Annotated in this window: 28 protein-coding genes; all 28 read left to right on the top strand. The window is 54.1% G+C overall.

The features are described 5' to 3' along the window. Positions 1 to 24: 24 nt before the first annotated feature. The 28 genes from rpoB (at position 25) to secY (ending at position 23,517) form a co-directional block, all read left to right on the top strand. Positions 25 to 3,984 carry a DNA-directed RNA polymerase subunit beta gene (gene rpoB / locus H8K11_09220; GenBank protein ID MCS6263923.1) on the top strand — a complete coding sequence of 1,320 codons (3,960 nt, stop codon included), beginning with the start codon at positions 25 to 27 and terminating at the stop codon, positions 3,982 to 3,984. A gap of 84 nt (positions 3,985 to 4,068) precedes the next feature. Next, the gene (rpoC, locus tag H8K11_09225) at positions 4,069 to 8,259 is read left to right on the top strand and encodes a DNA-directed RNA polymerase subunit beta' (GenBank protein MCS6263924.1); all 4,191 of its coding nucleotides are present in this window, start codon (positions 4,069 to 4,071) and stop codon (positions 8,257 to 8,259) included. 109 nt (positions 8,260 to 8,368) lie between these two features. Next, complete coding sequence (locus tag H8K11_09230; protein MCS6263925.1) at positions 8,369 to 8,740, top strand: 30S ribosomal protein S12; 372 nt, start codon at positions 8,369 to 8,371, stop codon at positions 8,738 to 8,740. A 61-nt stretch (positions 8,741 to 8,801) separates the two neighbouring features. Beyond that, complete coding sequence (gene rpsG / locus H8K11_09235; protein ID MCS6263926.1) at positions 8,802 to 9,275, top strand: 30S ribosomal protein S7; 474 nt, start codon at positions 8,802 to 8,804, stop codon at positions 9,273 to 9,275. A gap of 113 nt (positions 9,276 to 9,388) precedes the next feature. Continuing rightward, positions 9,389 to 11,470, top strand: a complete 2,082-nt coding sequence (gene fusA, locus H8K11_09240) for an elongation factor G (protein ID MCS6263927.1) — start codon at positions 9,389 to 9,391, stop codon at positions 11,468 to 11,470. Between the two features lie 35 nt (positions 11,471 to 11,505). Next, on the top strand, positions 11,506 to 12,711 hold the full coding sequence (gene tuf, locus H8K11_09245) for an elongation factor Tu (GenBank protein MCS6263928.1): 1,206 nt from the start codon (positions 11,506 to 11,508) through the stop codon (positions 12,709 to 12,711). A 40-nt stretch (positions 12,712 to 12,751) separates the two neighbouring features. Then, positions 12,752 to 13,063, top strand: coding sequence for a 30S ribosomal protein S10 (gene rpsJ / locus H8K11_09250; protein MCS6263929.1), 312 nt, complete (start codon positions 12,752 to 12,754; stop codon positions 13,061 to 13,063). A gap of 42 nt (positions 13,064 to 13,105) precedes the next feature. Then, positions 13,106 to 13,726 (top strand): 50S ribosomal protein L3, encoded by a 621-nt coding sequence (rplC, locus tag H8K11_09255; protein MCS6263930.1) that lies wholly within the window; start codon positions 13,106 to 13,108, stop codon positions 13,724 to 13,726. Positions 13,727 to 13,729: 3 nt separating this feature from the next. Beyond that, entirely contained in the window at positions 13,730 to 14,353 is a 624-nt protein-coding gene (gene rplD / locus H8K11_09260) for a 50S ribosomal protein L4 (GenBank protein MCS6263931.1), read from the top strand. After that, positions 14,350 to 14,643: a 50S ribosomal protein L23 gene (locus H8K11_09265; GenBank protein ID MCS6263932.1), complete on the top strand. Its 294-nt coding sequence runs from the start codon at positions 14,350 to 14,352 to the stop codon at positions 14,641 to 14,643. Before rplD ends, H8K11_09265 begins: the two co-directional genes overlap by 4 nt. A 33-nt stretch (positions 14,644 to 14,676) precedes the next feature. Further along, positions 14,677 to 15,504, top strand: a complete 828-nt coding sequence (gene rplB, locus H8K11_09270; GenBank protein MCS6263933.1) for a 50S ribosomal protein L2 — start codon at positions 14,677 to 14,679, stop codon at positions 15,502 to 15,504. Positions 15,505 to 15,515: 11 nt separating this feature from the next. Then, positions 15,516 to 15,803, top strand: a complete 288-nt coding sequence (gene rpsS / locus H8K11_09275) for a 30S ribosomal protein S19 (GenBank protein MCS6263934.1) — start codon at positions 15,516 to 15,518, stop codon at positions 15,801 to 15,803. A 44-nt stretch (positions 15,804 to 15,847) separates the two neighbouring features. After that, complete coding sequence (rplV, locus tag H8K11_09280) at positions 15,848 to 16,201, top strand: 50S ribosomal protein L22 (protein MCS6263935.1); 354 nt, start codon at positions 15,848 to 15,850, stop codon at positions 16,199 to 16,201. A 32-nt stretch (positions 16,202 to 16,233) separates the two neighbouring features. Continuing rightward, a complete protein-coding gene (rpsC, locus tag H8K11_09285; GenBank protein ID MCS6263936.1) occupies positions 16,234 to 16,902 on the top strand; it encodes a 30S ribosomal protein S3 in 669 nt (222 codons plus the stop codon). A 28-nt stretch (positions 16,903 to 16,930) separates the two neighbouring features. Next, positions 16,931 to 17,347 (top strand): 50S ribosomal protein L16, encoded by a 417-nt coding sequence (rplP, locus tag H8K11_09290; GenBank protein MCS6263937.1) that lies wholly within the window; start codon positions 16,931 to 16,933, stop codon positions 17,345 to 17,347. Between the two features lie 28 nt (positions 17,348 to 17,375). Continuing rightward, positions 17,376 to 17,597, top strand: coding sequence for a 50S ribosomal protein L29 (gene rpmC / locus H8K11_09295; GenBank protein ID MCS6263938.1), 222 nt, complete (start codon positions 17,376 to 17,378; stop codon positions 17,595 to 17,597). 14 nt (positions 17,598 to 17,611) lie between these two features. Next, positions 17,612 to 17,881, top strand: a complete 270-nt coding sequence (gene rpsQ / locus H8K11_09300; protein MCS6263939.1) for a 30S ribosomal protein S17 — start codon at positions 17,612 to 17,614, stop codon at positions 17,879 to 17,881. A gap of 60 nt (positions 17,882 to 17,941) precedes the next feature. After that, on the top strand, positions 17,942 to 18,310 hold the full coding sequence (gene rplN / locus H8K11_09305; protein ID MCS6263940.1) for a 50S ribosomal protein L14: 369 nt from the start codon (positions 17,942 to 17,944) through the stop codon (positions 18,308 to 18,310). A gap of 26 nt (positions 18,311 to 18,336) precedes the next feature. Further along, entirely contained in the window at positions 18,337 to 18,663 is a 327-nt protein-coding gene (locus H8K11_09310; protein ID MCS6263941.1) for a 50S ribosomal protein L24, read from the top strand. A 101-nt stretch (positions 18,664 to 18,764) separates the two neighbouring features. After that, entirely contained in the window at positions 18,765 to 19,337 is a 573-nt protein-coding gene (gene rplE / locus H8K11_09315; protein ID MCS6263942.1) for a 50S ribosomal protein L5, read from the top strand. 57 nt (positions 19,338 to 19,394) lie between these two features. After that, a complete protein-coding gene (locus tag H8K11_09320) occupies positions 19,395 to 19,580 on the top strand; it encodes a type Z 30S ribosomal protein S14 (protein MCS6263943.1) in 186 nt (61 codons plus the stop codon). 45 nt (positions 19,581 to 19,625) lie between these two features. Beyond that, on the top strand, positions 19,626 to 20,021 hold the full coding sequence (rpsH, locus tag H8K11_09325) for a 30S ribosomal protein S8 (GenBank protein MCS6263944.1): 396 nt from the start codon (positions 19,626 to 19,628) through the stop codon (positions 20,019 to 20,021). A gap of 56 nt (positions 20,022 to 20,077) precedes the next feature. Next, positions 20,078 to 20,614 (top strand): 50S ribosomal protein L6, encoded by a 537-nt coding sequence (rplF, locus tag H8K11_09330; protein MCS6263945.1) that lies wholly within the window; start codon positions 20,078 to 20,080, stop codon positions 20,612 to 20,614. Between the two features lie 9 nt (positions 20,615 to 20,623). Next, the gene (locus H8K11_09335) at positions 20,624 to 20,989 is read left to right on the top strand and encodes a 50S ribosomal protein L18 (GenBank protein ID MCS6263946.1); all 366 of its coding nucleotides are present in this window, start codon (positions 20,624 to 20,626) and stop codon (positions 20,987 to 20,989) included. 63 nt (positions 20,990 to 21,052) lie between these two features. Beyond that, positions 21,053 to 21,556, top strand: a complete 504-nt coding sequence (gene rpsE / locus H8K11_09340; GenBank protein MCS6263947.1) for a 30S ribosomal protein S5 — start codon at positions 21,053 to 21,055, stop codon at positions 21,554 to 21,556. Beyond that, on the top strand, positions 21,556 to 21,765 hold the full coding sequence (rpmD, locus tag H8K11_09345; protein ID MCS6263948.1) for a 50S ribosomal protein L30: 210 nt from the start codon (positions 21,556 to 21,558) through the stop codon (positions 21,763 to 21,765). The genes rpsE and rpmD overlap by 1 nt, the downstream gene beginning before the upstream one ends. Next, positions 21,762 to 22,211: a 50S ribosomal protein L15 gene (gene rplO, locus H8K11_09350; GenBank protein MCS6263949.1), complete on the top strand. Its 450-nt coding sequence runs from the start codon at positions 21,762 to 21,764 to the stop codon at positions 22,209 to 22,211. The genes rpmD and rplO overlap by 4 nt, the downstream gene beginning before the upstream one ends. Then, positions 22,204 to 23,517: a preprotein translocase subunit SecY gene (secY, locus tag H8K11_09355; protein MCS6263950.1), complete on the top strand. Its 1,314-nt coding sequence runs from the start codon at positions 22,204 to 22,206 to the stop codon at positions 23,515 to 23,517. Before rplO ends, secY begins: the two co-directional genes overlap by 8 nt. Positions 23,518 to 23,521: the final 4 nt, after the last annotated feature.

Consider the following 23,521-nt stretch of genomic DNA (forward strand, 5'->3'; position numbering starts at 1 on the left):
CTTATGAGCTTGGAGGGCTAACGAATGTCGGAATCGACTCTTTCGGAGTTTGTCGAACGTAAGGATTTTTCTCGGATTCGTACGAGTATCGATATTCCCGATCTCATCGAAATCCAGAAGCGGTCCTACGAAGAGTTCCTCCAGATGGAAGTCGAGCCGGACCGTCGCAAGGATCAGGGGTTACAGGCGGCGTTAGCCAGCGTCTTTCCCATTACTGACTACAACAACACGGCGGCATTGGAGTTCTCCAACTATTCCTTGGGAACTCCGAAGTACGACGAACGGGAGTGCCTTGAGCAGGGAATGACGTTTGCCGTTCCCTTGAAATTGCGTGTGCGGTTGATTGTCTTCGATAAAGAGGACAAGGGGCCGAAGAAGAAGGTGCTGGACGTTCGGGAGCAGGAAGTCTATGTCGGCGAACTTCCGCTCATGACCGAGCGCGGTACCTTCCTCATCAACGGGACCGAGCGAGTGGTGGTCAGCCAGTTGCACCGCTCGCCGGGCGCGTCGTTCACCCACGATAAGGGGCGGACCCATGCCAGCGGCAAGGTGTTGTACTCTGCCCGGATTATTCCCTATCGCGGATCCTGGCTCGATTTCGAGTTCGACGCACGGGACATTCTGTACGTTCGCATCGATCGCCGTCGGAAAATGCCTGCCACGATCCTGTTGAAGGCGTTCGGGTATAGCACCGACGACCTGTTGCGAATGTACTACCCCGTGGAGGAGATTCGTGTCTCCAAGGGGAAGCTCTACCGGAAGCTTGATCCTGAAATCCATCATGGGTTGAAGTGTTCGACGGAAGTGATGGAGAAGGGCGGTAAGGACCCGCTCGTTCGCGAAGGAGCGAAGCTGACGAAGGTTCTGATCGCCAAGCTGAAGGCGGCGGGCATCAAGGAAATTCCTGTCACTCCCGCCGAGTTGGTGGGGCGCGCGGTGCTGACGGAGTTGGTCGACAGCGGCAAGAAGCAGTCGCTGGCCGAGAAAAATCAGCGTCTGACCGAAGAGATTCTGGAGAAGATCCTTGATAGCGATATCGAGGAATTCAAGGTCATTTATCTGGATACGACCAATGCCACGCTGGTCATCCTCGATACGCTCGACATGGAGCGCACCGGGTCGAAGGAAGAGGCGATGGTCGAGATCTATCGCCGTCTCAGGCCGGGTGAGACCCCGTCTGTCGAAACTGCGCGAGCCCTGTTCGATAATTTGTTCTTAAGTCCGAAACGGTACGATCTGTCGCCGGTCGGACGGCTCAAGCTCAATAAGAAGCTGGGCCTTGATTTCGCCCTTGAGCAGCGGACCCTTACGGCGCAGGACATTGTCGAGGTGGTGCGCTATCTGGTGAATCTCAAGATCGGTCGCGGTGAGATCGACGACATCGACCACTTGGGGAACCGCCGTGTGCGGTCTGTCGGCGAGCTGTTGGAAAACCAGTTCCGGCTCGGCCTTGTGCGTATGGAGCGGAGCATCAAAGAGCGCATGAATCTCCTGGATATGGAGACCGTGTTGCCGCACGACTTGATCAACGCCAAGCCGGTCGTGGCAGCCGTGAAGGAGTTTTTCAGCAGCAGTCAGCTCTCCCAGTTCATGGACCAAACGAATCCCCTCGCCGAGATTACGCACAAGCGTCGACTCTCGGCCCTTGGGCCGGGCGGATTGACTCGTGAGCGCGCGGGCTTCGAAGTGCGCGACGTCCATCCTTCTCACTACAGCCGCATTTGTCCGATTGAGACGCCGGAAGGTCCGAACATCGGCTTGATTACGTCCCTGGCTACCTACGCGCGCATCAATGAATTCGGATTTATCGAGGCGCCCTATCGGAAGGTTGTGAAAGGTCGGGTCAGTGACGAGTTGGAGTATCTCTCGGCGATTGAGGGAGACAAATACATTATCGCCCAAGCCAATTCGAAGGTTGACACCTCAGGTCGACTGGTGTCCGAGACGGTGTCGGCACGTTCAGCCGGCGACTTTATTACTGCGACCCCTGACAAGATCGAATACATGGACGTGTCCCCAAAGCAGGTCGTCAGCGTCGCGACGGCACTGGTGCCGTTTCTTGAGCATGACGACGCGAACCGCGCCCTGATGGGATCGAACATGCAGCGCCAGGCGGTTCCTCTGTTGAAGGCTGAATCGCCGTTGGTCGGTACCGGGATGGAAGCCGTGGTTGCGCGTGACTCAGGCTATGTTGTCCAGGCCAAGCGCGAAGGCGTCGTGGAAAGTGTCGATGCGACCAGAATTGTGGTGCGGGCTGATGCCAAAGAGGGCCGCAAGCGCAACGATTCCGGCCTTGATGTGTATGAAATGATCAAGTTCCAACGCTCCAACCAGAACACCTGTATCACCCAGACCCCGGTGGTTCGGATCGGTGAGCCGGTCAAGAGGGGGCAGGTGCTGGCCGATGGTCCTGCTATCGATCATGGAGAGCTCGCCCTCGGAAAGAATGTGCTTGTCGCGTTCATGCCGTGGGGCGGGTATAACTTCGAAGACGCGATTTTGTTGAGCGAAAAGCTGGTGCGGGAAGATGCCTTCACCTCCATCCATATTGAGGAGTTCGAAGTCGAAGCCCGCGACACCAAGTTGGGCAAGGAAGATATTACCCGCGACATTCCGAATGTCGGTGAAGAAGCGCTTCGGGATCTCGATGAGAGCGGAATTATCCGGATCGGCGCGGAAGTGAAGCCTGGCGACATCCTCGTCGGGAAGGTGACGCCGAAGGGTGAGACTCAACTGACGCCGGAAGAGAAACTGTTGCGCGCAATTTTCGGTGAGAAGGCCGGGGACGTCAAGGATACGTCCCTCACGGTGCCGCCCGGCGTGGAAGGCATCGTCGTCGATGTGAAGATCTTCTCCCGCAAAGGCTTGGATAAGGATGAACGCTCCAAGAGTATCGAGAGCGAAGATCATATGAAGTTGCAGCGCGACCACCAGGAAGAGCTGCGGATCATTGAAGATGAAAAGACCAAGAAGGTCCGCAAGCTGCTGCTTGGTAAAGTAGTTGGACGAGACCTGATGGATCCAGAAACGGGCGATGTCATTCTGAAGAAGAAGGGTAAGCTCACTGCGGAAATTTTGAAGCGGCTTCCGGACGACATGGTGCGGCACATCATTCTCAGCGATCCAGACGAGCAGAAGGAACTGGAGGATGTGGAACGCCGCGCCAAGGAGCAGATTGAAATTCTGCAGACTCTGTACGACGAAAAAGTCGGCCGATTGAGACGGGGCGATGAACTTCCGCCCGGTGTGATCAAGTTGGTCAAGGTCTACATCGCGATGAAGCGGAAGATCCAGGTCGGCGACAAGATGGCGGGGCGTCACGGCAACAAGGGTGTCGTTTCACGCGTGCTGCCGGAAGAGGATATGCCCTATTTGCCGGACGGAACTCCGGTGGAAATCGTTCTGAATCCGTTGGGCGTCCCGTCCCGTATGAATGTGGGACAAATCCTGGAGACGCACTTGGGGTGGGCTGCCAGAGCGTTGGGCATCAAGGTGGCGAGCCCGGTGTTCGACGGGGCTTCTGAGAAAGAGATCAAAGAACTGCTCAAGAAGGCGAAGCTGTCTCCAAGCGGTCAAACGATGTTGATGGACGGGCGTACCGGTGAATCCTTTAGCAGCCCCGTCACGGTCGGATACATGTATGTCTTGAAGCTCCACCACCTGGTGGACGATAAAATTCACGCCCGGTCGATTGGCCCATACTCCCTGGTGACGCAACAACCACTCGGAGGAAAGGCGCAGTTCGGTGGTCAGCGTTTGGGGGAGATGGAAGTGTGGGCACTTCAGGCCTACGGGGCCGCGTCCATTCTCCAGGAATTCCTGACTGTGAAATCCGACGACGTGCCGGGCCGGTCCCGCATGTATGAGGCAATTGTGAAGGGCGAACCGTTCCTGGAGCCTGGATTGCCGGAATCGTTCAACGTGTTAGTCAAAGAGCTGCAAAGTCTTGGGCTCGATGTCGAGCTGGTTAAATCAAAGGACTGATTCTAGTGCTGAGTCTTGAGATCGGAAGCCGAATAGCTCACCACTCAGAACTGCGCTCAGGCGGCCGTTAAGGAGGGATCAACCTTGGAAGGTGTATATACATTATTCGAAAAGCCGCGCGACTCGGTGTCGTTCGACTCGATGCGGATTCGCATTGCGTCGCCGGAAAAAATTCGGTCGTGGTCCTATGGCGAAGTCAAGAAGCCCGAGACGATCAATTACCGGTCGTTCAAGCCTGAAAAGGACGGGTTGTTCTGCGCCAAGATTTTCGGTCCGATCAAGGACTGGGAGTGCAATTGCGGCAAATACAAGCGAATGAAGCACCGCGGTATCGTCTGCGACAAGTGCGGTGTCGAAGTCATTCAATCGAAGGTGCGCCGTGAACGGATGGGGCACATCGAACTCGCCGCGCCGGTTGCGCATATCTGGTTCCTGAAGGGCGTGCCGAGCCGAATCGGGACGTTGCTCGATATGAGCCTCAAGCAGCTCGAAAAAATTCTCTATTTCGAGAGCTACGTCATGGTCGATCCCGGATCGACGAGCATGAGCGAGCAGGAGTTGGTTTCGGAAGAGCAGCTGCGGTCCTTGCAGTCTGAGTACGGGAGCGGTGCGTTCAAGGTCGGCATCGGCGCTGAGGCTATTCGCGAACTGCTCAGGAAAGTCGACATCAACACGCAGTGGGATGAATTGCATGTGAAGGCGAAGGCCTCTGCCTCCGCTGCGCTCAAGAAAAAGTATGCCAAGCGGTTGAAGGTCTTGGAGGCGTTCCGCCGTTCCGGTAATAAGCCGGAATGGATGATTATGGATGTCATCCCGGTGCTGCCGCCGGAATTGCGCCCGCTCGTCCCGTTGGACGGGGGCCGTTTTGCGACGTCAGACCTCAATGACCTCTATCGTCGAGTGATCAACCGGAATAATCGCTTGAAGCGTTTGATCGAGTTGAAGGCGCCAGGTGTCATCATCCGCAATGAAATGCGGATGTTGCAAGAGGCCGTGGACGCGCTGTTTGATAACGGTCGGCGTGGTCGGGCGATTCGCGGGCCGAACAAGCGTCCATTGAAGTCGTTGAGCGACATGCTCAAGGGCAAGCAAGGGCGTTTCCGGCAGAATTTGCTAGGAAAGCGAGTGGACTACTCGGGCCGAACCGTTATCGTCGTTGGGCCGGAGTTGCGTCTGCACCAGTGTGGATTGCCTAAAAAAATGGCGCTGGAATTGTTCAAGCCGTTTATCTTCCACAAGCTGGAAGAGCGTGGCGCGGCCACGACCATTAAGAGTGCGAAACGGCTGGTTGAAAAAGAGCGACCTGAAGTGTGGGATGTGTTGGATGAAGTCATCCGGGAGCACCCGGTGTTGCTCAATCGTGCTCCGACCCTGCACCGATTGGGTATTCAGGCCTTTGATCCGGTTCTGGTTGAAGGCAAAGCGATCCGGCTGCACCCGTTGGTTTGCGCCGCATTCAACGCTGACTTCGACGGAGACCAAATGGCGGTTCACGTGCCGTTGTCCGTGGAGGCGCAGGTTGAAGCTCGTGTGTTGATGATGTCGATCAACAACATTCTGTCTCCGGCCAACGGGAAACCGATTGCCGTTCCCTCGCAAGACATGGTGCTTGGTTGTTACTGGTTGACCAAGGAGCGGGTTGGCGCGAAGGGTGAAGGTAAGTTATTCGGCTCTCCTGAAGAAGCGCGAATTGCTTACGATGCGGGAGCGTTGGACGAGCATGCCCGAATCAAGGTCCGGGTCAACGGAGCGATGGTGCAGACGACCGCCGGCCGCGTCATCCTGGCTGAAATTCTTCCTCCGATGATGCCGTTTGCCGACGCCAATAAGTTGATGACCAAGAAGGAAATGTCGAAACTCATCGATGCGGTCTATCGGCAGGCAGGACATCGCGAGACGGTGACATTCCTGGACAAGATCAAGGATCTCGGGTTCCACTATGCGACCCGGGCGGGCATGTCCATCTGTATCGATAACATGCATATCCCCTCCCGTAAGGAAGACCTCATCGGGAAGGCTCAGCATGAAGTCAACGAAATTGAAAAACAGTATTCCGAAGGTTTGATCACCAACGGTGAGCGCTACAACAAAGTCATCGACATTTGGGCGCACGTCACTGAGCAGGTGGCCAATGAGATGATGAAGGAGTTGGGCGCCGGAGGTGATCCAGCAAAGATCGAATCCTTCAATCCGATCTTCATGATGGCCGACTCTGGTGCGAGAGGTAGTTCGCAGCAGATTCGTCAGCTCGGCGGTATGCGCGGACTGATGGCCAAACCATCCGGTGAAATCATCGAAACCCCGATCACGGCGAACTTCCGTGAAGGGTTAACGGTATTGCAATACTTCATCTCGACACACGGTGCCCGAAAAGGTTTGGCGGATACGGCGCTCAAGACGGCCAATTCAGGTTATCTGACACGTCGATTGGTCGACATCGCCCAGGACGTCATCGTGACCGAGGAGGATTGCGGTACGACGGACGGTATCTTGGTCAGTGCCCTCCTCGAAGGCGGAGAAATCATTCAGCCCTTGGAAGAGCGCCTCCTTGGCCGGCTTGCCGGCGAAGACATTCGCGATCCTGTGACGGGTGAGATCATCGTTTCCTTCAACGAGGAAATCGACGAAGAGCAGGCGAAGGCGGTGGTGGAGGCCGGTGTCGATCGGGTCAAAATTCGATCAGTGCTGACCTGCCAGTCTGCTCGTGGCGTCTGCCGGCTCTGCTACGGACGTGATCTCTCCCGCGGACGTCTTGTTGAAAAGGGCGAGCCTGTTGGAGTCATTGCGGCGCAATCCATCGGTGAGCCTGGTACTCAGTTGACGATGCGTACGTTCCATATCGGTGGTACGGCCAGCAAAGTGGTCGAACAGACGGTGTTGGAGGCTAAGCACGCGGGTCATCTGAAGTACATGAGCCTGGATGCGAAGAAAAACGCCGATGTGCACAATGCGGGCATTGCGGTTCGGAATAAAGAGGGCGAATGGGTCGTCATGAACCGCAACGCCAAAATCGCGATCGTTGACGACAGCGGTCGCGAACGCGAAAAATATCCGGTTGTCTATGGTGCCAAAATCAAGGTGAAGGATGGTGATCGGGTTGATGTTGGTCAGAAGTTGGTTGAATGGGATCCTTATTCACTCACCATCCTGACCGAGACGGGCGGAAAGGTCGCCTATGGCGACATTCTCGAAGGCGTCACCATGAAGGAGGAGTTCGACGAAGTGACCGGACTCTCACGCAAGGTCATCATCGAACAGAGTGGAGCCACGCTTCGACCGCGCGTCTCAATCAAGGATGATAGCGGAAAGACGGCCAAAGTGTCCGGCTCTGGAGGGGCGCCGGTTGCCCGCTATCTCCTGCCGGTCGGTGCGCACATTTTCGTTGAGAAGGGTGCGATGGTGCATCCCGGCGACGTCTTAGCCAAGATTCCGCGTGAAACGACCAAGACCAAGGACATCACCGGAGGTCTCCCGCGCGTTGCCGAACTTTTTGAGGCACGCAAGCCCAAAGAGCAGGCGGTGATCAGTGAGATCGACGGAGAAGTATCGTATGGCGGCTTTGTGAAGGGTATGCGTAAGGTCCTGGTCGACAATAAGATGGGTGACGTCAAGGAGTACTTCATTCCCAAGGGTAAACACGTCAACGTCCATGAGGGCGATTGGGTTCGGGCCGGTGAGCCGTTGATGGACGGGTCAGCCAATCCCCACGACATCTTGGACGTGCTCGGACCAAAAGAGCTGCAGAAGTACCTGGTGGATGAAGTGCAAGATGTCTATCGCTTGCAAGGTGTGTCGATCAACGACAAGCATATTGAGATCATCGTGCGACAGATGCTGCGTAAGGTCAGAATTGAGGATCCAGGGGATACCTCGTTCTTGCCAGGCAGCCAGGTGAGCAAGGGGCTCTTCGATATAGAGAATCAGCGAGTCTTGGAGAAGGACGGGAAGCCGGCTCTCGGCAAGCCGGTCTTGCTCGGCATCACCAAGGCAGCATTGACCACGGATAGCTTCATTTCTGCGGCCTCCTTCCAGGAGACCACTCGCGTGTTGACCGAGGCGGCGATTAACGGACGAGAGGATAATCTCCTCGGATTGAAGGAGAACGTGATCGTGGGCCGGCTTATTCCTGCCGGAAGCGGATTCGAGGAGTATCGGGAGACGTTCGTGGCAAGTGCCAAGGCCCCTGGGGAGTTGTCTGGTGCGCAAGCTCATCCTGTTGCCGTGGGGCAGCCTGCAGCTGGCTCCGTCGGGACTGATTCAGAAAATAATGGATGAAAAGAAAAAGAACGTTCTTGACATAAGTAGTACACATCTCTATAATCCGACGGCTTCGCTCACGAGCATTTTTGAGCAACTGTCTGTTTTTCAAGAAAGAGTATAGTGCATGCCAACAATTAATCAGCTGGTGCGAAAAGGTCGGACCCTCGTAAAGTCAAAGACGAAAAGTCCGGCGCTCAAGCGCTGTCCGCAAAAGCGCGGCGTCTGCCTCCGTGTCTATACCACTACTCCGAAGAAGCCTAACTCCGCGCTTCGGAAAGTGGCTCGCGTTCGTCTGACGAACGGGATGGAGGTTACGACCTATATTCCTGGTGTCGGGCATAATCTCCAGGAGCACTCGATTGTGTTGGTTCGGGGTGGTCGCGTAAAGGACTTGCCTGGTGTGCGGTACCACATCGTTCGTGGCTCCTTGGATGCGGTCGGTGTGGCTGATCGGAAGCAGGCGCGTTCGAAGTATGGGGCGAAGCGGCCCAAGTAGTAATTGATTGTGTCATTGCGTGATTGCGCAATGAAAACCGATTTTATTTTATAGGACAACGATGCCACGCGGACAATTTTTCGGTCATCGAGAGGCGCAGCCGGACTCCAAGTATCGCGACAAGCTTGTCGGGAAGTTTCTGAATGTCCTGATGGGTGGTGGGAAGAAGAGTACTGCTGAGCGGATCTGTTATGGGGCGTTTGATTTGATTCAGGAGAAAACCAATGGTGGTGATCCGATGAAGATTTTCAAGTCGGCCATTGATAATGTGAAGCCGGTGGTTGAGGTGAAGTCTCGTCGGGTTGGTGGTGCTTCTTATCAGGTCCCTGTCGAGATACGCCCGTCTCGTCGTGTTTCGCTGGCTCTGCGATGGATTACCGAGTACTCCCGTTCGCGTGGCGGGAAGAGTATGCAGGATCGGCTTGCCGCTGAATTGTTGGATGCTTCCAATAATACCGGTGCGTCAGTGAAGAAGCGTGAAGATGTTCATCGGATGGCAGAGGCCAATAAGGCTTTTGCTCATTATCGTTGGTAGTGTTGTGTCGTGCTGCTGATGAGCCGGGCTGCAATGCGTTCGAATAAGATTCGGCATTGCGGTGGAAGGTTTGCGGCTCGGATGGCAGCACGTTCGTTTTTTCTGGGGGAGTTGTGGCTAGGCAGACACCGTTAGAGCGAACAAGAAATATCGGCATCATGGCGCACATTGATGCTGGCAAAACTACGACCACAGAGCGGATTCTCTATTATACGGGAATGACGCATAAGATGGGCGAGGTTCATGAGGGCGCCGCCACCATGGATTGGATGGAGCAGGAGCGTGAGCGTGGTATTACGATCACCGCTGCTGCTACGACGTGTTTTTGGCGTGAGCACCGTATCAATATTATTGATACCCCTGGTCACGTAGATTTTACGATCGAGGTTGAGCGGTCTCTGCGTGTCTTGGATGGAGCGGTTGCCGCTTTTGACTCCGTTCAGGGTGTTGAGCCTCAGTCTGAAACGGTCTGGCGCCAGGCTGATAAGTATGAGGTCCCGCGTATTGCTTTCATGAATAAGATGGATCGAATTGGTGCGGACTTTTATGCCAGTGTGCAGTCGATTATAGATCGGCTGGGTGCCAATCCGGTTCCCATTCAGATTCCAATCGGGCGGGAAGCTGAGTTCCGCGGGTCTGTCGATCTCATTTCGATGAAGGGTTATTTTTACGACGACGAAACGTTAGGTGCCAAATATAAGATCGGTGAGATTCCTGCTGATATGGTCGATCAGGCCAATGATTATCGTCAGAAAATGCTCGACGCAGTCGCGGAGTTTGACGATCAGGTTATGGAGAAATATATCAACGGTCAGTCTTTGAGTGAGGAGGAGGTTCGCCGGGTCGTTCGTGCCGGGACTATCGCCATGAAGGTCGTGCCTGTCTTGTGCGGCTCCGCATTTAAGAATAAGGGCGTTCAGCAGCTCCTGGATGGCGTCGTCGATTTCCTTCCTTCTCCGGTTGATATTCCTCCTGTAATGGGCGTCGATCCCAACACGTCGAAGGAGGTCGAGAGGCGTCCCTCTGATTCTGAGCCATTTTCTGCTTTGGCCTTCAAGATCATGACGGATCCGTTCGCTGGTCAGCTCACATTTTTTCGTGTCTACTCGGGCACGTTGAAGACTGGTACGCCGGTCCTGAATGTGACCAAGGGGACGAAGGATCGTGTTGGTCGTCTGTTGAAGATGCACGCCAACAAGCGTGAGGAGATCGACATCGTCTATGCTGGTGATATCGCAGCTGCGGTCGGTCTTAAGAATGCGACAACTGGTGATACGTTGGCCGATGAGAAGCAGCCTGTGTTGCTCGAAATCATGAAGTTCCCTGAGCCGGTTATTGCTATGGCGATTGAGCCAAAGACCAAGCCAGACCAGGAAAAGATGGGTTTCGCCCTGCAGAAGTTGGCGCAGGAAGATCCTTCGTTTAGGGTCCGGACTGATGAGGAGACTGCTCAGACTATTATTGCTGGCATGGGTGAGTTGCATCTCGAGATCATTGTTGATCGACTGATGCGTGAATTTAAGGTTGAGGCCAATGTTGGTAAGCCAGAAGTCGCGTTTCGGGAAACCATCCGTCGGAAGGCTGAGGCGGAGTCAAAGTACATCAAGCAGACTGGTGGTCGTGGTCAGTATGGTCACGTGGTTATGACTGTCGAGCCTTCGGAGCCCGGTAAGGGGCTGGAGTTTATTAACAAGACCGTTGGTGGATCCATTCCGAAGGAATACATTCCCGCCATTGAAAAAGGTGTTAAGGAGCGCATGGAGACCGGCGTTGTGGCTGGATTCCCGTTGCGCGATGTCAAGGTGACCGTCATTGACGGCTCCTACCACGATGTCGACTCGAATGAAATGGCATTTAAGATCGCCGCTTCAATGGGCTTTGCTGACGCCTGTAAGAAGGCAGATCCCGTCTTGCTCGAACCGATCATGAAGGTTGAGGTGCTAGTACCTCAGGACTTCATGGGCGATGTCATTGGTAACTTGAACGGCCGCAGAGGTAAGGTTCAGGGGATGAAGGTGCGCGCCGGTGCTCAGGCTATCGAGGCGACCGTGCCCCTGATGGAAATGTTCGGCTACGCGACTGATTTGCGTTCTAGAACGCAGGGGCGTGCAACGTACAGTATGGAATTTGATCGCTACGATCAGGTGCCGCGTCAGATTGCGGAAGCGATTACCGCAAAGCACCGGGGCGAGTAAAGTTTTTGGTTTTGTGAATTAGGGGAGGATTGGGGATGGCGAAGGCGAAATTTGAGCGACGGAAGCCCCACGTGAACATCGGGACGATCGGGCACGTGGACCATGGCAAGACGACGCTGACGAGTGCGCTGACCAAGATCTGCTCGGATCGCGGGATGGCGAAATTCGTGAGCTATGACGAAGTGGCGAAGGCGAGCGAAAGTCAAGGGCGCCGGGATGCCAGCAAGATCATGACGATCGCGATCAGCCACGTCGAGTATGAGACGGACAATCGGCACTATGCGCACGTTGACTGCCCGGGCCACGCGGATTATGTGAAGAACATGATCACCGGCGCCGCGCAGATGGATGGAGCGATCCTGGTGGTGAGTGCCGCGGACGGCCCGATGCCGCAGACGCGGGAGCACATTTTGTTGGCGCGCCAAGTCGGCGTCCCCTACATCGTGGTGTTTCTGAACAAGGCGGACAAGGTCGATGACAAAGAATTGTTGGAATTAGTCGAGCTCGAAGTGCGGGAGCTGCTGACCAAGTACGACTTCCCGGGCGATAAGATTCCGATCGTGCAGGGCTCGGCGCTGAAAGCGGTCGAAGGGGATCAGGGGCCGTTGGGCGTGCCGTCCATTCTGAAGTTGCTCGAAGCCGTCGATACCTACATCCCGACGCCGACCCGGGCGATTGATAAGCCGTTCCTGATGCCGATCGAAGACGTATTTACGATCAGCGGACGCGGCACGGTCGTGACGGGCCGATGCGAGAAGGGGATCGTGAAGGTCGGCGACGAAATCGAAATCGTCGGCTTGCGGCCCACGCAGACGACCATCGTGACGGGCGTGGAAATGTTCCGCAAGGTGCTCGATGAGGGGCAGGCGGGGGACAATATCGGCGTCTTGCTGCGCGGCACGAAGAAGGAAGATGTGGAGCGGGGCATGGTGTTGGCCAAGCCGAAGAGCATCACGCCGCACACGAAGTTCAAGGCGGAGATCTATGTGTTGACCAAGGAAGAAGGTGGACGTCATACGCCGTTCTTTAATGGCTACCGGCCGCAGTTCTACTTCCGGACGACCGACGTGACGGGGATCGTGACGTTAACGCCGGGCGTGGAGATGGTGATGCCGGGAGACAATGTGACGGTCACGGGCGAATTGATCAGTCCGATCGCCATGGATCAGGGGTTGCGGTTTGCGGTTCGAGAGGGCGGCAAAACCGTCGGCTCGGGCGTCGTCACGGAAATTTTAGCGTAGTGATGTCCCGGTCAATTGGCCGGCATGTGAGGAGCTGAGCGTGAAAGTCGATCAAAGAATTCGAATCAGGTTGCGCGGTTTTGATTATCGCGTGCTTGATCAATCGGTAGTCGAGATCGTTGAGACTGTGAGGCGTAGTGGTGCTCGAGTCGTCGGGCCCATTCCCTTGCCGACTCGCATTGAAAAGTTTACAGTGCAGCGCTCGACTCACGTTGATAAGAAGTCTCGTGAGCAATTTGAGATCCGCACTCACAAGCGGTTGCTGGATATTATGGAGCCGACGCCGGAAACGATGGACTCGCTCATGAAATTGAATCTGGCGGCCGGTGTTGATGTGGAGATTAAGCTCTGATGATTGGGAATGTCCAATCTCCTTTGAGCTGACAGGAAGACGATGACAAACGGATTGTTGGGAAAAAAGTTGGGGATGACCCAAGTTTATGACGAAAGTGTGCTGGCTCCGGTCACGGTGATCGAGGCTGGTCCTTGCCGCGTCGTTTCGATCAAGACGAAAGAACGTGACGGCTATGAGGCGGTGCAGCTGTCCTTCGGCGAAGTCAAGGAGCAGCGGTTGTCTCAGGGGGAGCTGGGTCACCTGAAGAAGCATCAAGCACCTCCGAGTCGTTGGCTACGAGAGTTTCCTAAAGTCGGGGACGTGACCGTCGGACAGACTGTTAAAGTCGATATGTTTAAGAAGGGCGATTGGGTCGATGTGGTCGGTGTGTCTAAGGGTAAGGGATTTCAGGGTGTTGTCCGCCGGCACAATTATGCTGGGGGCCCTGAAACGCACGGATCTATGTTTCACAGGGCGCCGGGATCCATCGGGGCCAGTTCGTATCCTTCCCGCGTTTGGAAAAATAAGGCCCTTCCAGGGCATATGGGGGATGAGCGCGTCACGGTGCAGCGACTGAAGGTAATTGACGCCCGTCCAGATGAAAACCTGTTGTTTGTCCGCGGAGCAGTGCCTGGTGGTGTGAATGGGCTGCTTATTGTGCGGAAGTCAAAAAAGAGTTGAGCCATGCCGATCGTTGATGTCGTTGACTCGAAAAAGAAGAAAGTCGGTACCGTAGACTTGCCGAGCGAAATATTCGGCTGCAAGCCCCATGTACCCTTGGTTCATGAAGCCGTTGTGATGCAGCGTGCTTGTTATCGACAGGGGACCGCATCTACTCTGCGCAGGGGAGAGGTGAGCGGTTCAGGCAAAAAGCCGTGGAAGCAAAAGCATACCGGTCGAGCTCGTGCGGGTTCTTTGCGTTCTCCTGTCTGGAGACATGGAGGGACTGTTTTCGGTCCTAAGCCCAGAAGTTACGCGTTTGGCATGCCAAGAAAGAAGTATCGCGCAGCACTGCAAAGTGCATTGTCGGCAAAGGTGTTGGAAGGGAATGTTGTTGTGGTATCTGATTTATCCATCAATCAGGCCAAAACGAAATTACTCGCTAATGCGCTGACGCAACTCGGTATATCGGGCACCGCCTTGCTCGTTGTTGGTGACGCCAATTCGCATCTCGTTCAGGCAGGAAGGAATCTTTCCAGCGTGACGATCTTAAGGCCTGAAGAGCTGAATGTGTACGACGTCCTTCGATGTCACTCCCTGGTCATCCCGCAAAGTGAATTGGGCCGGGTTAAGGAGGTGTGGTCATGAAGGGCGACCTGCACCAGGTATTGATACAGCCGTTGTTGACCGAAAAAATTACGGCCTTGCGTGAGCAAGGGAATACCGTTGGGTTTTTGGTGCATCCGGACGCGAATAAGATTCAGATCAGGCAGGCCGTTGAATCGCTTCTGAAGGTGAAGGTTTCCCGCGTGAACGTGGTGAATATTCGCGGAAAGGTGAAGCGGCTGGGTCGGTTTGTTGGGAAGCGGTCTGATTGGAAGAAGGCATTTGTCACGTTGAAAGAAGGCGAGAAGCTGGAGCTATTCGAAAGCGTTTAGCCGGTGGGCCTCTCGATAAAGTGAGAATCAGCTATGGCATTAAAAGTTTATAAACCAACGACACCTGGCCGGCGTGGAATGACCGCCATCCAGGGAGAGAAGCTGACTAAGAAGAAGCCTGAGAAGGCTTTGACCGGTTTCCATCTCCGGACAGGCGGGCGTAATAATGACGGTCGCCAGACCATTCGATTTCGTGGGGGTGGGCATAAACGACTTTACCGTCAGATTGATTTTCGGCGGGATAAGGCTGGCATTCCGGCTAAGGTCGCGTCTATCGAATACGATCCTAACCGCTCATCCAGAATTGCTTTGCTGCATTATGCTGATGGGGAGAAGCGTTACATTCTGGCGCCGGTAGGGTTGTCTATCAATGATGTGGTGCAGTCTGGTGTAGGCGCCGAGGTCCGTCCAGGGAACGCGTTGCCGCTCGTGAACATTCCACTGGGTACCACGATTCACAATATCGAACTGAAACCGGGCAAAGGTGGGCAGCTGATTCGCAGCGCCGGTGGATCTGCTCAGGTGATGGGTCGTGACGGGGCCTACGTTCAGATTCGTCTGAAATCCGGCGAGATGCGCAAGGTGCTCTCTACTTGCATGGCCACGGTCGGTCAGGTTGGTAACGTTGATCACGAAAACGTTGTTGTTGGTAAGGCCGGTCGTACGCGGTGGAAGGGGAAGCGCCCTCACGTTCGTGGTGTGGTTATGAATCCCGTCGACCACCCGCACGGTGGTGGAGAAGGAAAGTCAGGGCAAGGCAATCCCCATCCTGTGTCCCCATGGGGCACACCGGCTAAGGGGTATAAAACCCGCAAGAACAAGGCGACAGATAAGTTCATCATCTCGCGTAGGAAGAAGTAGGAGAGCGGACAATGCCTCGTTCAATTACTAAGGGTCCATTCGTTGACGATCATCTGATGAAGAAGGTTGAGCTGATGAATCAGACGAAGGATCGGAAACTGATTAAGACCTGGTCGCGTCGGTCTACTGTTGTGCCGGACATGATTGGTCACACGTTTGCGGTGCACAACGGGAAGAAGTTTATTCCGGTTTTCGTCACGGAAAATATGGTTGGCCATAAGCTTGGTGAATTTGCTCCTACCCGGTTTTTTAAAGGGCATGGACAGGCAAAGACCGAAAAAGCAGTGGCTCTTAAGTAATCGCTGGTTCGCTGAAGGATCGGAAGGTTTGGGTGGGGTCAGCTATGGCAGAAGCAAAAGCAATATTACGATTTGTGAGAGTGACGCCTCGGAAGGCGCGCATTGTCATCGATATGATTCGCGGGCAACAGGTGCCGATGGCGTTGGCTATGCTCCGGCACACTCCGAAGCATGCCGCACGTGTCATTGAGAAACTTCTTCGTTCCGCCGTCGCCAATGCCGAGCAGAAGGAATTGGGCGACAGCGACGAAATGTGGGTGTCTCAAGCCGTGGTGAACTGCGGTCCAATTTATAAGCGTTTTCGGGCGCGATCGATGGGCCGGGCAAACTCAATCCAGAAGCGCACCAGCCATATCACTATTGCGGTTGCTGCTCCTGGCGCCGCGGTGAACAGCTAGAGCTTTTACACTTAGACTGAGGGTTATTCTTCATGGGTCAGAAGACACATCCAATTGGGTATCGCATCGGGTATAACTACACGTGGAGCTCCCGCTGGTACGCGGATAAGGACTATGCAAGGCTTCTCCATCAGGACATCAAGATTCGAAAGATGGTGAAAGCCAAGTTGTACCATGCGGGAGTAGCCAAAGTGGAGATCGAGCGCTCAGGCGATCAGACGAGGGTGATCATTCATACGGCTCGTCCAGGCATTATTATCGGGCGCAAAGGGGCTGAGGTTGACAAGCTCAAGGCGGCTCTGGAGAAGGAATACTCCGGTCAGGCCTACATTACGGTAAAAGAAATTAAGAAACCGGAGTTAGACGCGCAATTGGTTAGCGAGAATGTGGCGACCCAATTGGAGAAGCGCGTTGCATTTCGTCGCGCGATGAAGCGCAGTGTGCAGTCTGCTCTTCGTCTGGGGGCCCAAGGAATCAAGATCATGGTAGCAGGACGTTTGGGCGGTGCGGAAATCGCTCGAACCGAGTGGTATCGAGAAGGGCGTGTCCCCCTTCATACCTTGCGCGCCGAGGTGGACTATGGTTTCGCCGAGGCTCATACCACGATGGGGCAGATTGGTGTGAAGACCTGGATCTACAAGGGTGAACTATTGCCTGCCCTTCAACTGAAACCAGACTCGGCATTAGGCCGTCTTGGCTGAAGAGCCTCGATAAGGAAAAGGTGGGTTTGTGTTAGCGCCAAAGAAAGTTAAGTTCAGAAAAATGCAGAAGGGTCGCATGCGGGGGAAAGCCTACCGTGGCGGGGCGATTACACTTGGTGAGTTTGGCTTGAAGGCATTGGAGCCGGGTTGGGTCACTAGCCGCCAAATTGAGGCAGCGCGTATTGCCATCACCCGCTTCGTCAAGCGTGGCGGGCAAGTTTGGACTAGAATATTCCCGGATAAACCTATTACCAAAAAGCCGGCCGAAACTCGCATGGGTAAGGGAAAAGGCAACCCGGAATATTGGGTGGCGGTGGTCAAGCCTGGTCGGATCATGTACGAAATGAGTGGCGTAGCTCCCGATGTCGCGAAGCAGGCCTTGAAATTAGCTGCTTACAAGCTTCCTATCGCAACTAAATTTGTTGTCCGCGGCGAGTTTCAGTAACCTGTAGCGCGTGTTGAGTGGTGATGTGATGGATGTAAAAGAACTGAGCGGTCTCTCAATTGATGAGTTGGCCGAAAAAGAAAAGCAGTTGCGTCATGAGCTGTTTAATTTTCGATTCCAGCTCGGGATCGGACGGTTAGAGAATCCGATGCAAGTTCGGGCTACGAAGCGTGATATTGCCCGACTCAAAACAGTCAGGCGCCAACTGGAATTGTTGCAGACACAGGGCGATCAGCCGGTCGCCAAGTAGGAGAGAAGGGGCGTATGAAGGAAGGCCAACAACATCGACGTGAATGGTATGGCAACGTCGTCAGTAACAAGATGAATAAGACGGTGGTCGTTGCCGTGGAGCGCTCTGTCATTCATCCCATCTACAAGAAGGTTCTTCGCCGAGTGACAAAGCTTAAGGCGCACGATGAAGGTAACGTGTGCAAAGTAGGGGATCGGGTGCAGCTCAGTGAGACACGTCCCATCAGCAAAGATAAGCATTGGCGTGTGGTGCGCGTCATGGTCAAGGGGCAACCTGAAAAGTAACTACGGAACACACTTGAAACGCTGAGGTGATTTGATCCTTAGCAGTGAGTAGGGCAGGGCATGATTCAGAATTACACATACATGGATGTGGCCGATAATTCCGGCGCGAAGCAAGTCATGTGTTTTCATGTGCTTGGTGGGACCAGGCGTCGGTATGGATCGTTAGGCGACATTGTTGTCGTGGCTGTCAAGGAAGCGATCCCTCAGGCTGGTGTGAAGAAAGGTGATGTGAGTCGGGCAGTCATTGTCCGCACGACGAAGGAAGTTCGCCGTGACGACGGGTCTTACATCAAGTTTGACCGCAATGCCTGTGTGTTGATCAACGCACAAGGTGAGCCTGTTGGTACCCGCATTTTCGGCCCAGTCGCTCGTGAGCTTCGATGGAAGAAGTTCATGAAAATTATCTCGCTTGCGCCGGAAGTCTTGTAGGTGAAGGAAGAAAGGTTCTGGTAGGGATGGCACGAATCAAAACGAAAATTCGCAAGGGCGACACCGTCGTCGTGGTGACCGGCCGTGAGCGCGGCAAATCAGGCAAGGTCTTGTCTGTCGATACTGTAAACGGCAAGGTCTTGGTGGAAAAACTGAATATGATCAAGCGTCATACCAAGCCGAATCAAAAACTTCGTCAGGGTGGGATTCTTGAGCGCGAGGCACCGCTTGCCATTTCCAATGTGATGTTTTTGTGTCCAGTTACGAAGAAGCCAACTCGGTTGGGGGTCAAGCGCCAGGAAGATGGTCGGCGGGCCAGGCTGAGTAAGAAATCCAAAGAAATCGTCGAATAGTCGGAACAGGAAAGACGTTCATGGCAAAAGTAGAGAAGGGTAAGGGCGGCAAAGGAGTTACTCCAAAGTCGTCAGCAAAGAAGGAAGCGGCTGTTCCTGAGATCTCTCAGGACTCCGGCAATGAGCATCAATTCGCGCCGCGACTGAGGGAGACCTATCGCGAGCAGGTAGTTCCGGCTCTCATGAAAGAGTTCGGCTACGGAAATTTGATGCAAGTTCCAAGACTTGAAAGAATCGTCTTAAACGTGGGTATGGGTGAGGCGATTCAGAACGTCAAGTTACTTGAGAGTGCGTCGAATGAACTGGGGATCATCACTGGGCAAAAGCCTGTGACTACAAGAGCAAAAAAGGCCATCGCTGGCTTTAAGCTGAGGCAGGGCATGCCCATCGGTGCGAAGGTTACGCTTAGGAGCCGTCGCATGTGGGAGTTCCTTGATCGATTAATTTCTCTCGCGCTCCCACGAATCCGTGACTTTCGTGGTATATCCCCCAAGGCTTTTGATGGCCGCGGCAATTATACGCTCGGCTTAAAAGAGCAATTGATTTTTCCGGAGATTGAGTACGATAGTGTCGCCTCGATCCACGGTATGGATATCACCATTGTCACTACCGCGAGAACGAATGACGAAGGCAAGGCGTTGCTCAAGCACTTGGGTATGCCGTTTCGGGCCTAGTGCGCATTTAGTTCGCTAGCTGTGGCGTGGTAGGCAAGTACCAGTAAGGGGGATTCAGTGTCTAGATTAGCGCTCAAGAATAAGGCCGCTGCAAAGTCAAAGTTCGCCTGTCGTGACTATCACCGATGCGGGCTCTGTGGTCGCGTCCGAGGGTTTTTGCGCCGTTTTCGGATGTGCCGTATTTGTTTTCGATTTCTGAGCCTCAAGGGTGAAATTCCCGGAGTGCGAAAGTCAAGCTGGTAGTCGGCCTGCTGGAAGCTTGCCGCTGCAAGCGTAGAAGAGGAATGCATGATTACTGATCCAATTGCTGATCTGTTAGTGAGATTAGGGAATGCTGCTCGTCGGCGTCAAGATGTGGTAAAGGTCCCAGTTTCCAAGGTGAAGCGGCAGATTCTCAATATCCTTGGCAAGGAAGGATTCATTCTTGGTTACGGCGAAGTTCAAGAAGACGGTCATCCCTACTTCTCCGTCCAGCTTCGCTACGTTGAGGAGGCGCGACCGATGATCACGGGTATGCGTCGAATCAGCAAGCCTGGGCGTCGCGTGTATGTCGGTCGGGATGACGTGCCTAAGGTAAGGAATGGGATTGGTTTGGCGGTCATCTCTACCTCGAAAGGTCTTATGACCGACAGTGATTCCAGGCGGTCAGGGTTGGGTGGTGAAGTTCTTTGTTCCGTCTGGTGAAAGTGTCGGCTGAGGCGCGGTAATAACTGGGGTCGCTGTAACGTAACGGGGTTCGTATGTCGCGGATAGGGCGGAAACCAATTTCAGTTCCAGCTGGTGTGGACATTAAGGTGGCCGGTCGTGTCGTTTCAGTTAAGGGCCCGATTGGAAAACTTGATTGGAAGTTGACCGATGGATTGAGCGTTGCTGTCAATGACGGGCAGTTAGTGGTCAACCGTTCCGGTGACGCGCGCCAGATACGCGCGATGCACGGGTTGGTGCGTGCTGAGCTCAGTAACATTATCCAGGGTGTCACGAAGGGTTATGAGAAAGCCCTTGAGATTACTGGTGTCGGTTACAAGGCGCAGCTTCAGGGACGGGAGATGAGTTTCAACGTAGGGTACATTAATCCCGTGACGTATACCGTTCCCGCAGGCATTGATGTCAAGGTCGACAAGCAGACCCTCATCTCCATTAAGGGCGTTGATAAACGGCTAGTCGGTCAAGTCGCAGCGAACATTCGCTCGATTAAGCCACCTGATGTGTATAAGCAAAAAGGAATTCGATACGCCGGGGAAGTCTTGAGGAAGAAGGCGGGCAAGACCGGCAAGTAGAGGCATCTGATGAATACTCAAGAAAAAAATAGAAAATTAGCACGCCGTAAACAACGTGTTAGGAAATCAGTCATCGGGACGAGTGAACGCCCGCGTTTGAATGTGTTTCGCAGTCGTGCTCACATTTACGCGCAAATTATCGATGACCTGCGCGGGCATACGGTAGCGTCGGCTTCTACGCTGGACGAATCATTGCGCAAAACCGTGAAGTCGACGGGAAGTATCGAGGGTGCGAAAGCCGTTGGAAAGCTTATCGCCGAGCGTGCAAAGGCTGCCAAGGTCTCTACGGTAGTTTTTGATCGCGGAGGCCGGCAGTATCATGGTCGCGTGAAGGCCTTGGCTGAAGCGTCGCGTGAAGGCGGCCTGCAGTTTTAGGCAAGGAATCGTGCAGATTGCTCGTGACGAGCCAATTGCGACGACTTAAAGGAGAATGACGTTGTGCGAGTCAATCCCGAAGAATTGAGCCTCAAAGACAAGGTGGTATTTATCAACCGTGTCGCCAAAGTAGTTAAGGGCGGTAAGCGTTTTAATTTCTGCGCGTTAGTTGTGGTCGGAGATGGGCAGGGGTACGTTGGTGTGGGGAAGGGCAAAGCGGCAGAGGTGCCCGTCGCAATTTCAAAGGCTGTCGAACAGGCGAAAAAGCATCTGGTGCGCGTTCCCATCAAGGGGGGTACTATACCGCACGAAGTGCATGGACTGTTTGGCGCTGAGCATGTGCTGTTGAAGCCTGCTGCCGATGGAACCGGAATCATCGCCGGAGGCGCTGTGCGGGCTGTGGTCGAACTCGCAGGGGCGCATAACATTATTGCCAAAACATTGGGCCGCGGCAATCCGTTTAATGCCGTCAGAGCCACTCTTCATGGGCTCCAGCAGTTGTGTGATCCTCAAGAAATGATGAGGCTACGCCGCAGCGCTGGAAGCGAAGCGCAGGTACATGTCTAATGGCTACTGAAAAGAAATCAACAATTGCTCAGGCGAGCCTTCGTATCACCCTGAAGCGGAGCCCTATCGGTACGCCGCATAAGCACCGATTGGTGCTGAGGGGATTGGGGCTTCGAAAACTCAATGCCACTGTGTTGCGTCCTGCCAGTGATCAGGTGAAGGGCATGATTGCAAAGGTGGGCTATTTACTGGAAGTGAGTCCCCAATGAAGCTGCATGATCTTGCTCCTTCTCGAGGAGCGAAACACAAGCGGAAGCGAATCGGGCGCGGTCCGGGGTCCGGTCATGGAAAGACTGCGACTAAGGGGCACAAGGGTCTTAAGGCGCGTTCCGGCGGCGGGAAGCGCCCTGGATTTGAAGGCGGTCAGATGCCCTTGATTCGTCGGGTCCCGAAGTATGGCTTCACGAATCAATTTCGAACTGAGTATACGATCATTAATTTGAAAAGTCTGGCTGATCTGGAAACGACAGAAGCCATTACGCCCCAACTCTTGATGAATGAAGGCCTTGTGCGACGAAAGGGAGAGCTGATTAAGATCCTTGCCCAGGGAGAGCTCACGAAGCCTCTGGTGGTTCAGGCTCATAAGTTCAGCAAGTCAGCAGAGGCAAAGATTCAGGCAGCCGGGGGGAGGGCCGAGGTCATTCCCTGTGTTTGAGCGTCTGCTGACTAGTTTTCAAAACATCTTCAAGATTCCTGAGCTCCGCACGCGCGTGTTGTTTACGCTGGGGATGCTCATCGTCTATCGTGTCGGCGCGCACATTCCCACGCCCGGTATCAATGGAGAGGCCCTCTCTGATTTCCTGCAGAAGCAAGGCGGTGCGCTTCTCGGCTTTCTGGATATTTTTTCCGGTGGCTCGCTCTCACGGCTGACAATCTTTGCGCTGGGGATCATGCCCTACATCAGCGCATCGATTATTCTTCAGTTGTTGACGGTGGTAATTCCTCATCTCTCTAAATTAGCGAAAGAGGGTGAACGAGGCCGCAAGAAGATTATTCAATACACGCGATTCGGTACGATCGTAATCGCCTTAATTCAGGGCTTCGGTATCGCCGTCGGTCTTGAGCAAATGAACCAAGGTGCCTTTGTGCTCAGCCCAGGCTGGGGATTCCGATTCATGACCGTCATTACGCTCTGCGCCGGTACCGGCTTTTTGATGTGGCTGGGCGAGCAGATCACCGAGCGAGGAATCGGGAACGGCATTTCGCTGATCATTTTTGCCGGGATTGTAGCCAGACTTCCTGCAGCGGTGGCTCAAACATTCGACCTCTATAAGGTGGGACAACTGAGCTTTCCGCTCCTAGTTGTCTTGGCGCTCATCATGTTTGGCGTAGTAGCGGCCATTGTATTTTTGGAGAGCGGGCGAAGAAAAGTACCGGTTCAATATGCGAAAAGAGTCATTGGCCGACGCGTTTACGGTGGCCAAAGTACTCACATTCCACTCAAGATTAATACGGCTGGAGTCATTCCTCCAATTTTTGCGTCCTCGATCATTGCGTTTCCTGCAACGATCGCTGGGTTTTTTGAGACACCGTGGATCAAAGCCATTGGCTCCCAATTAGCGCCGGGTTCCCTTCTTTATACCTTGATGTATGTTGGCCTGATCGTCTTCTTCTGTTTCTTTTACACCGCTGTGGTGATGAACCCCGTCGATATGGCCGATAATTTGAAAAAATACGGGGGATTTGTTCCTGGCATCAGGCCGGGTCAACGTACCTCCGACTATATTTACTCGGTTTTGACGAAAATCACTTTTGCCGGTGCGATCTATCTCGCCATCGTGTGCGTGATTCCTGAGTTTTTGATCTACAAGCTCAATATGCCCTTCTACTTCGGCGGCACCTCGCTGTTGATCGTAATCGGCGTGGGGCTTGATACCGCCCAACAAATTGAGTCCCATCTGTTGAATCGCAATTACGATGGGTTCCTTCAAAAGGGCAAACTTCGGGGCCGGACGACGTAAGGAA

Source organism: Nitrospira sp. (assembly GCA_024998565.1).
GTDB lineage: Bacteria > Nitrospirota > Nitrospiria > Nitrospirales > Nitrospiraceae > Nitrospira_A.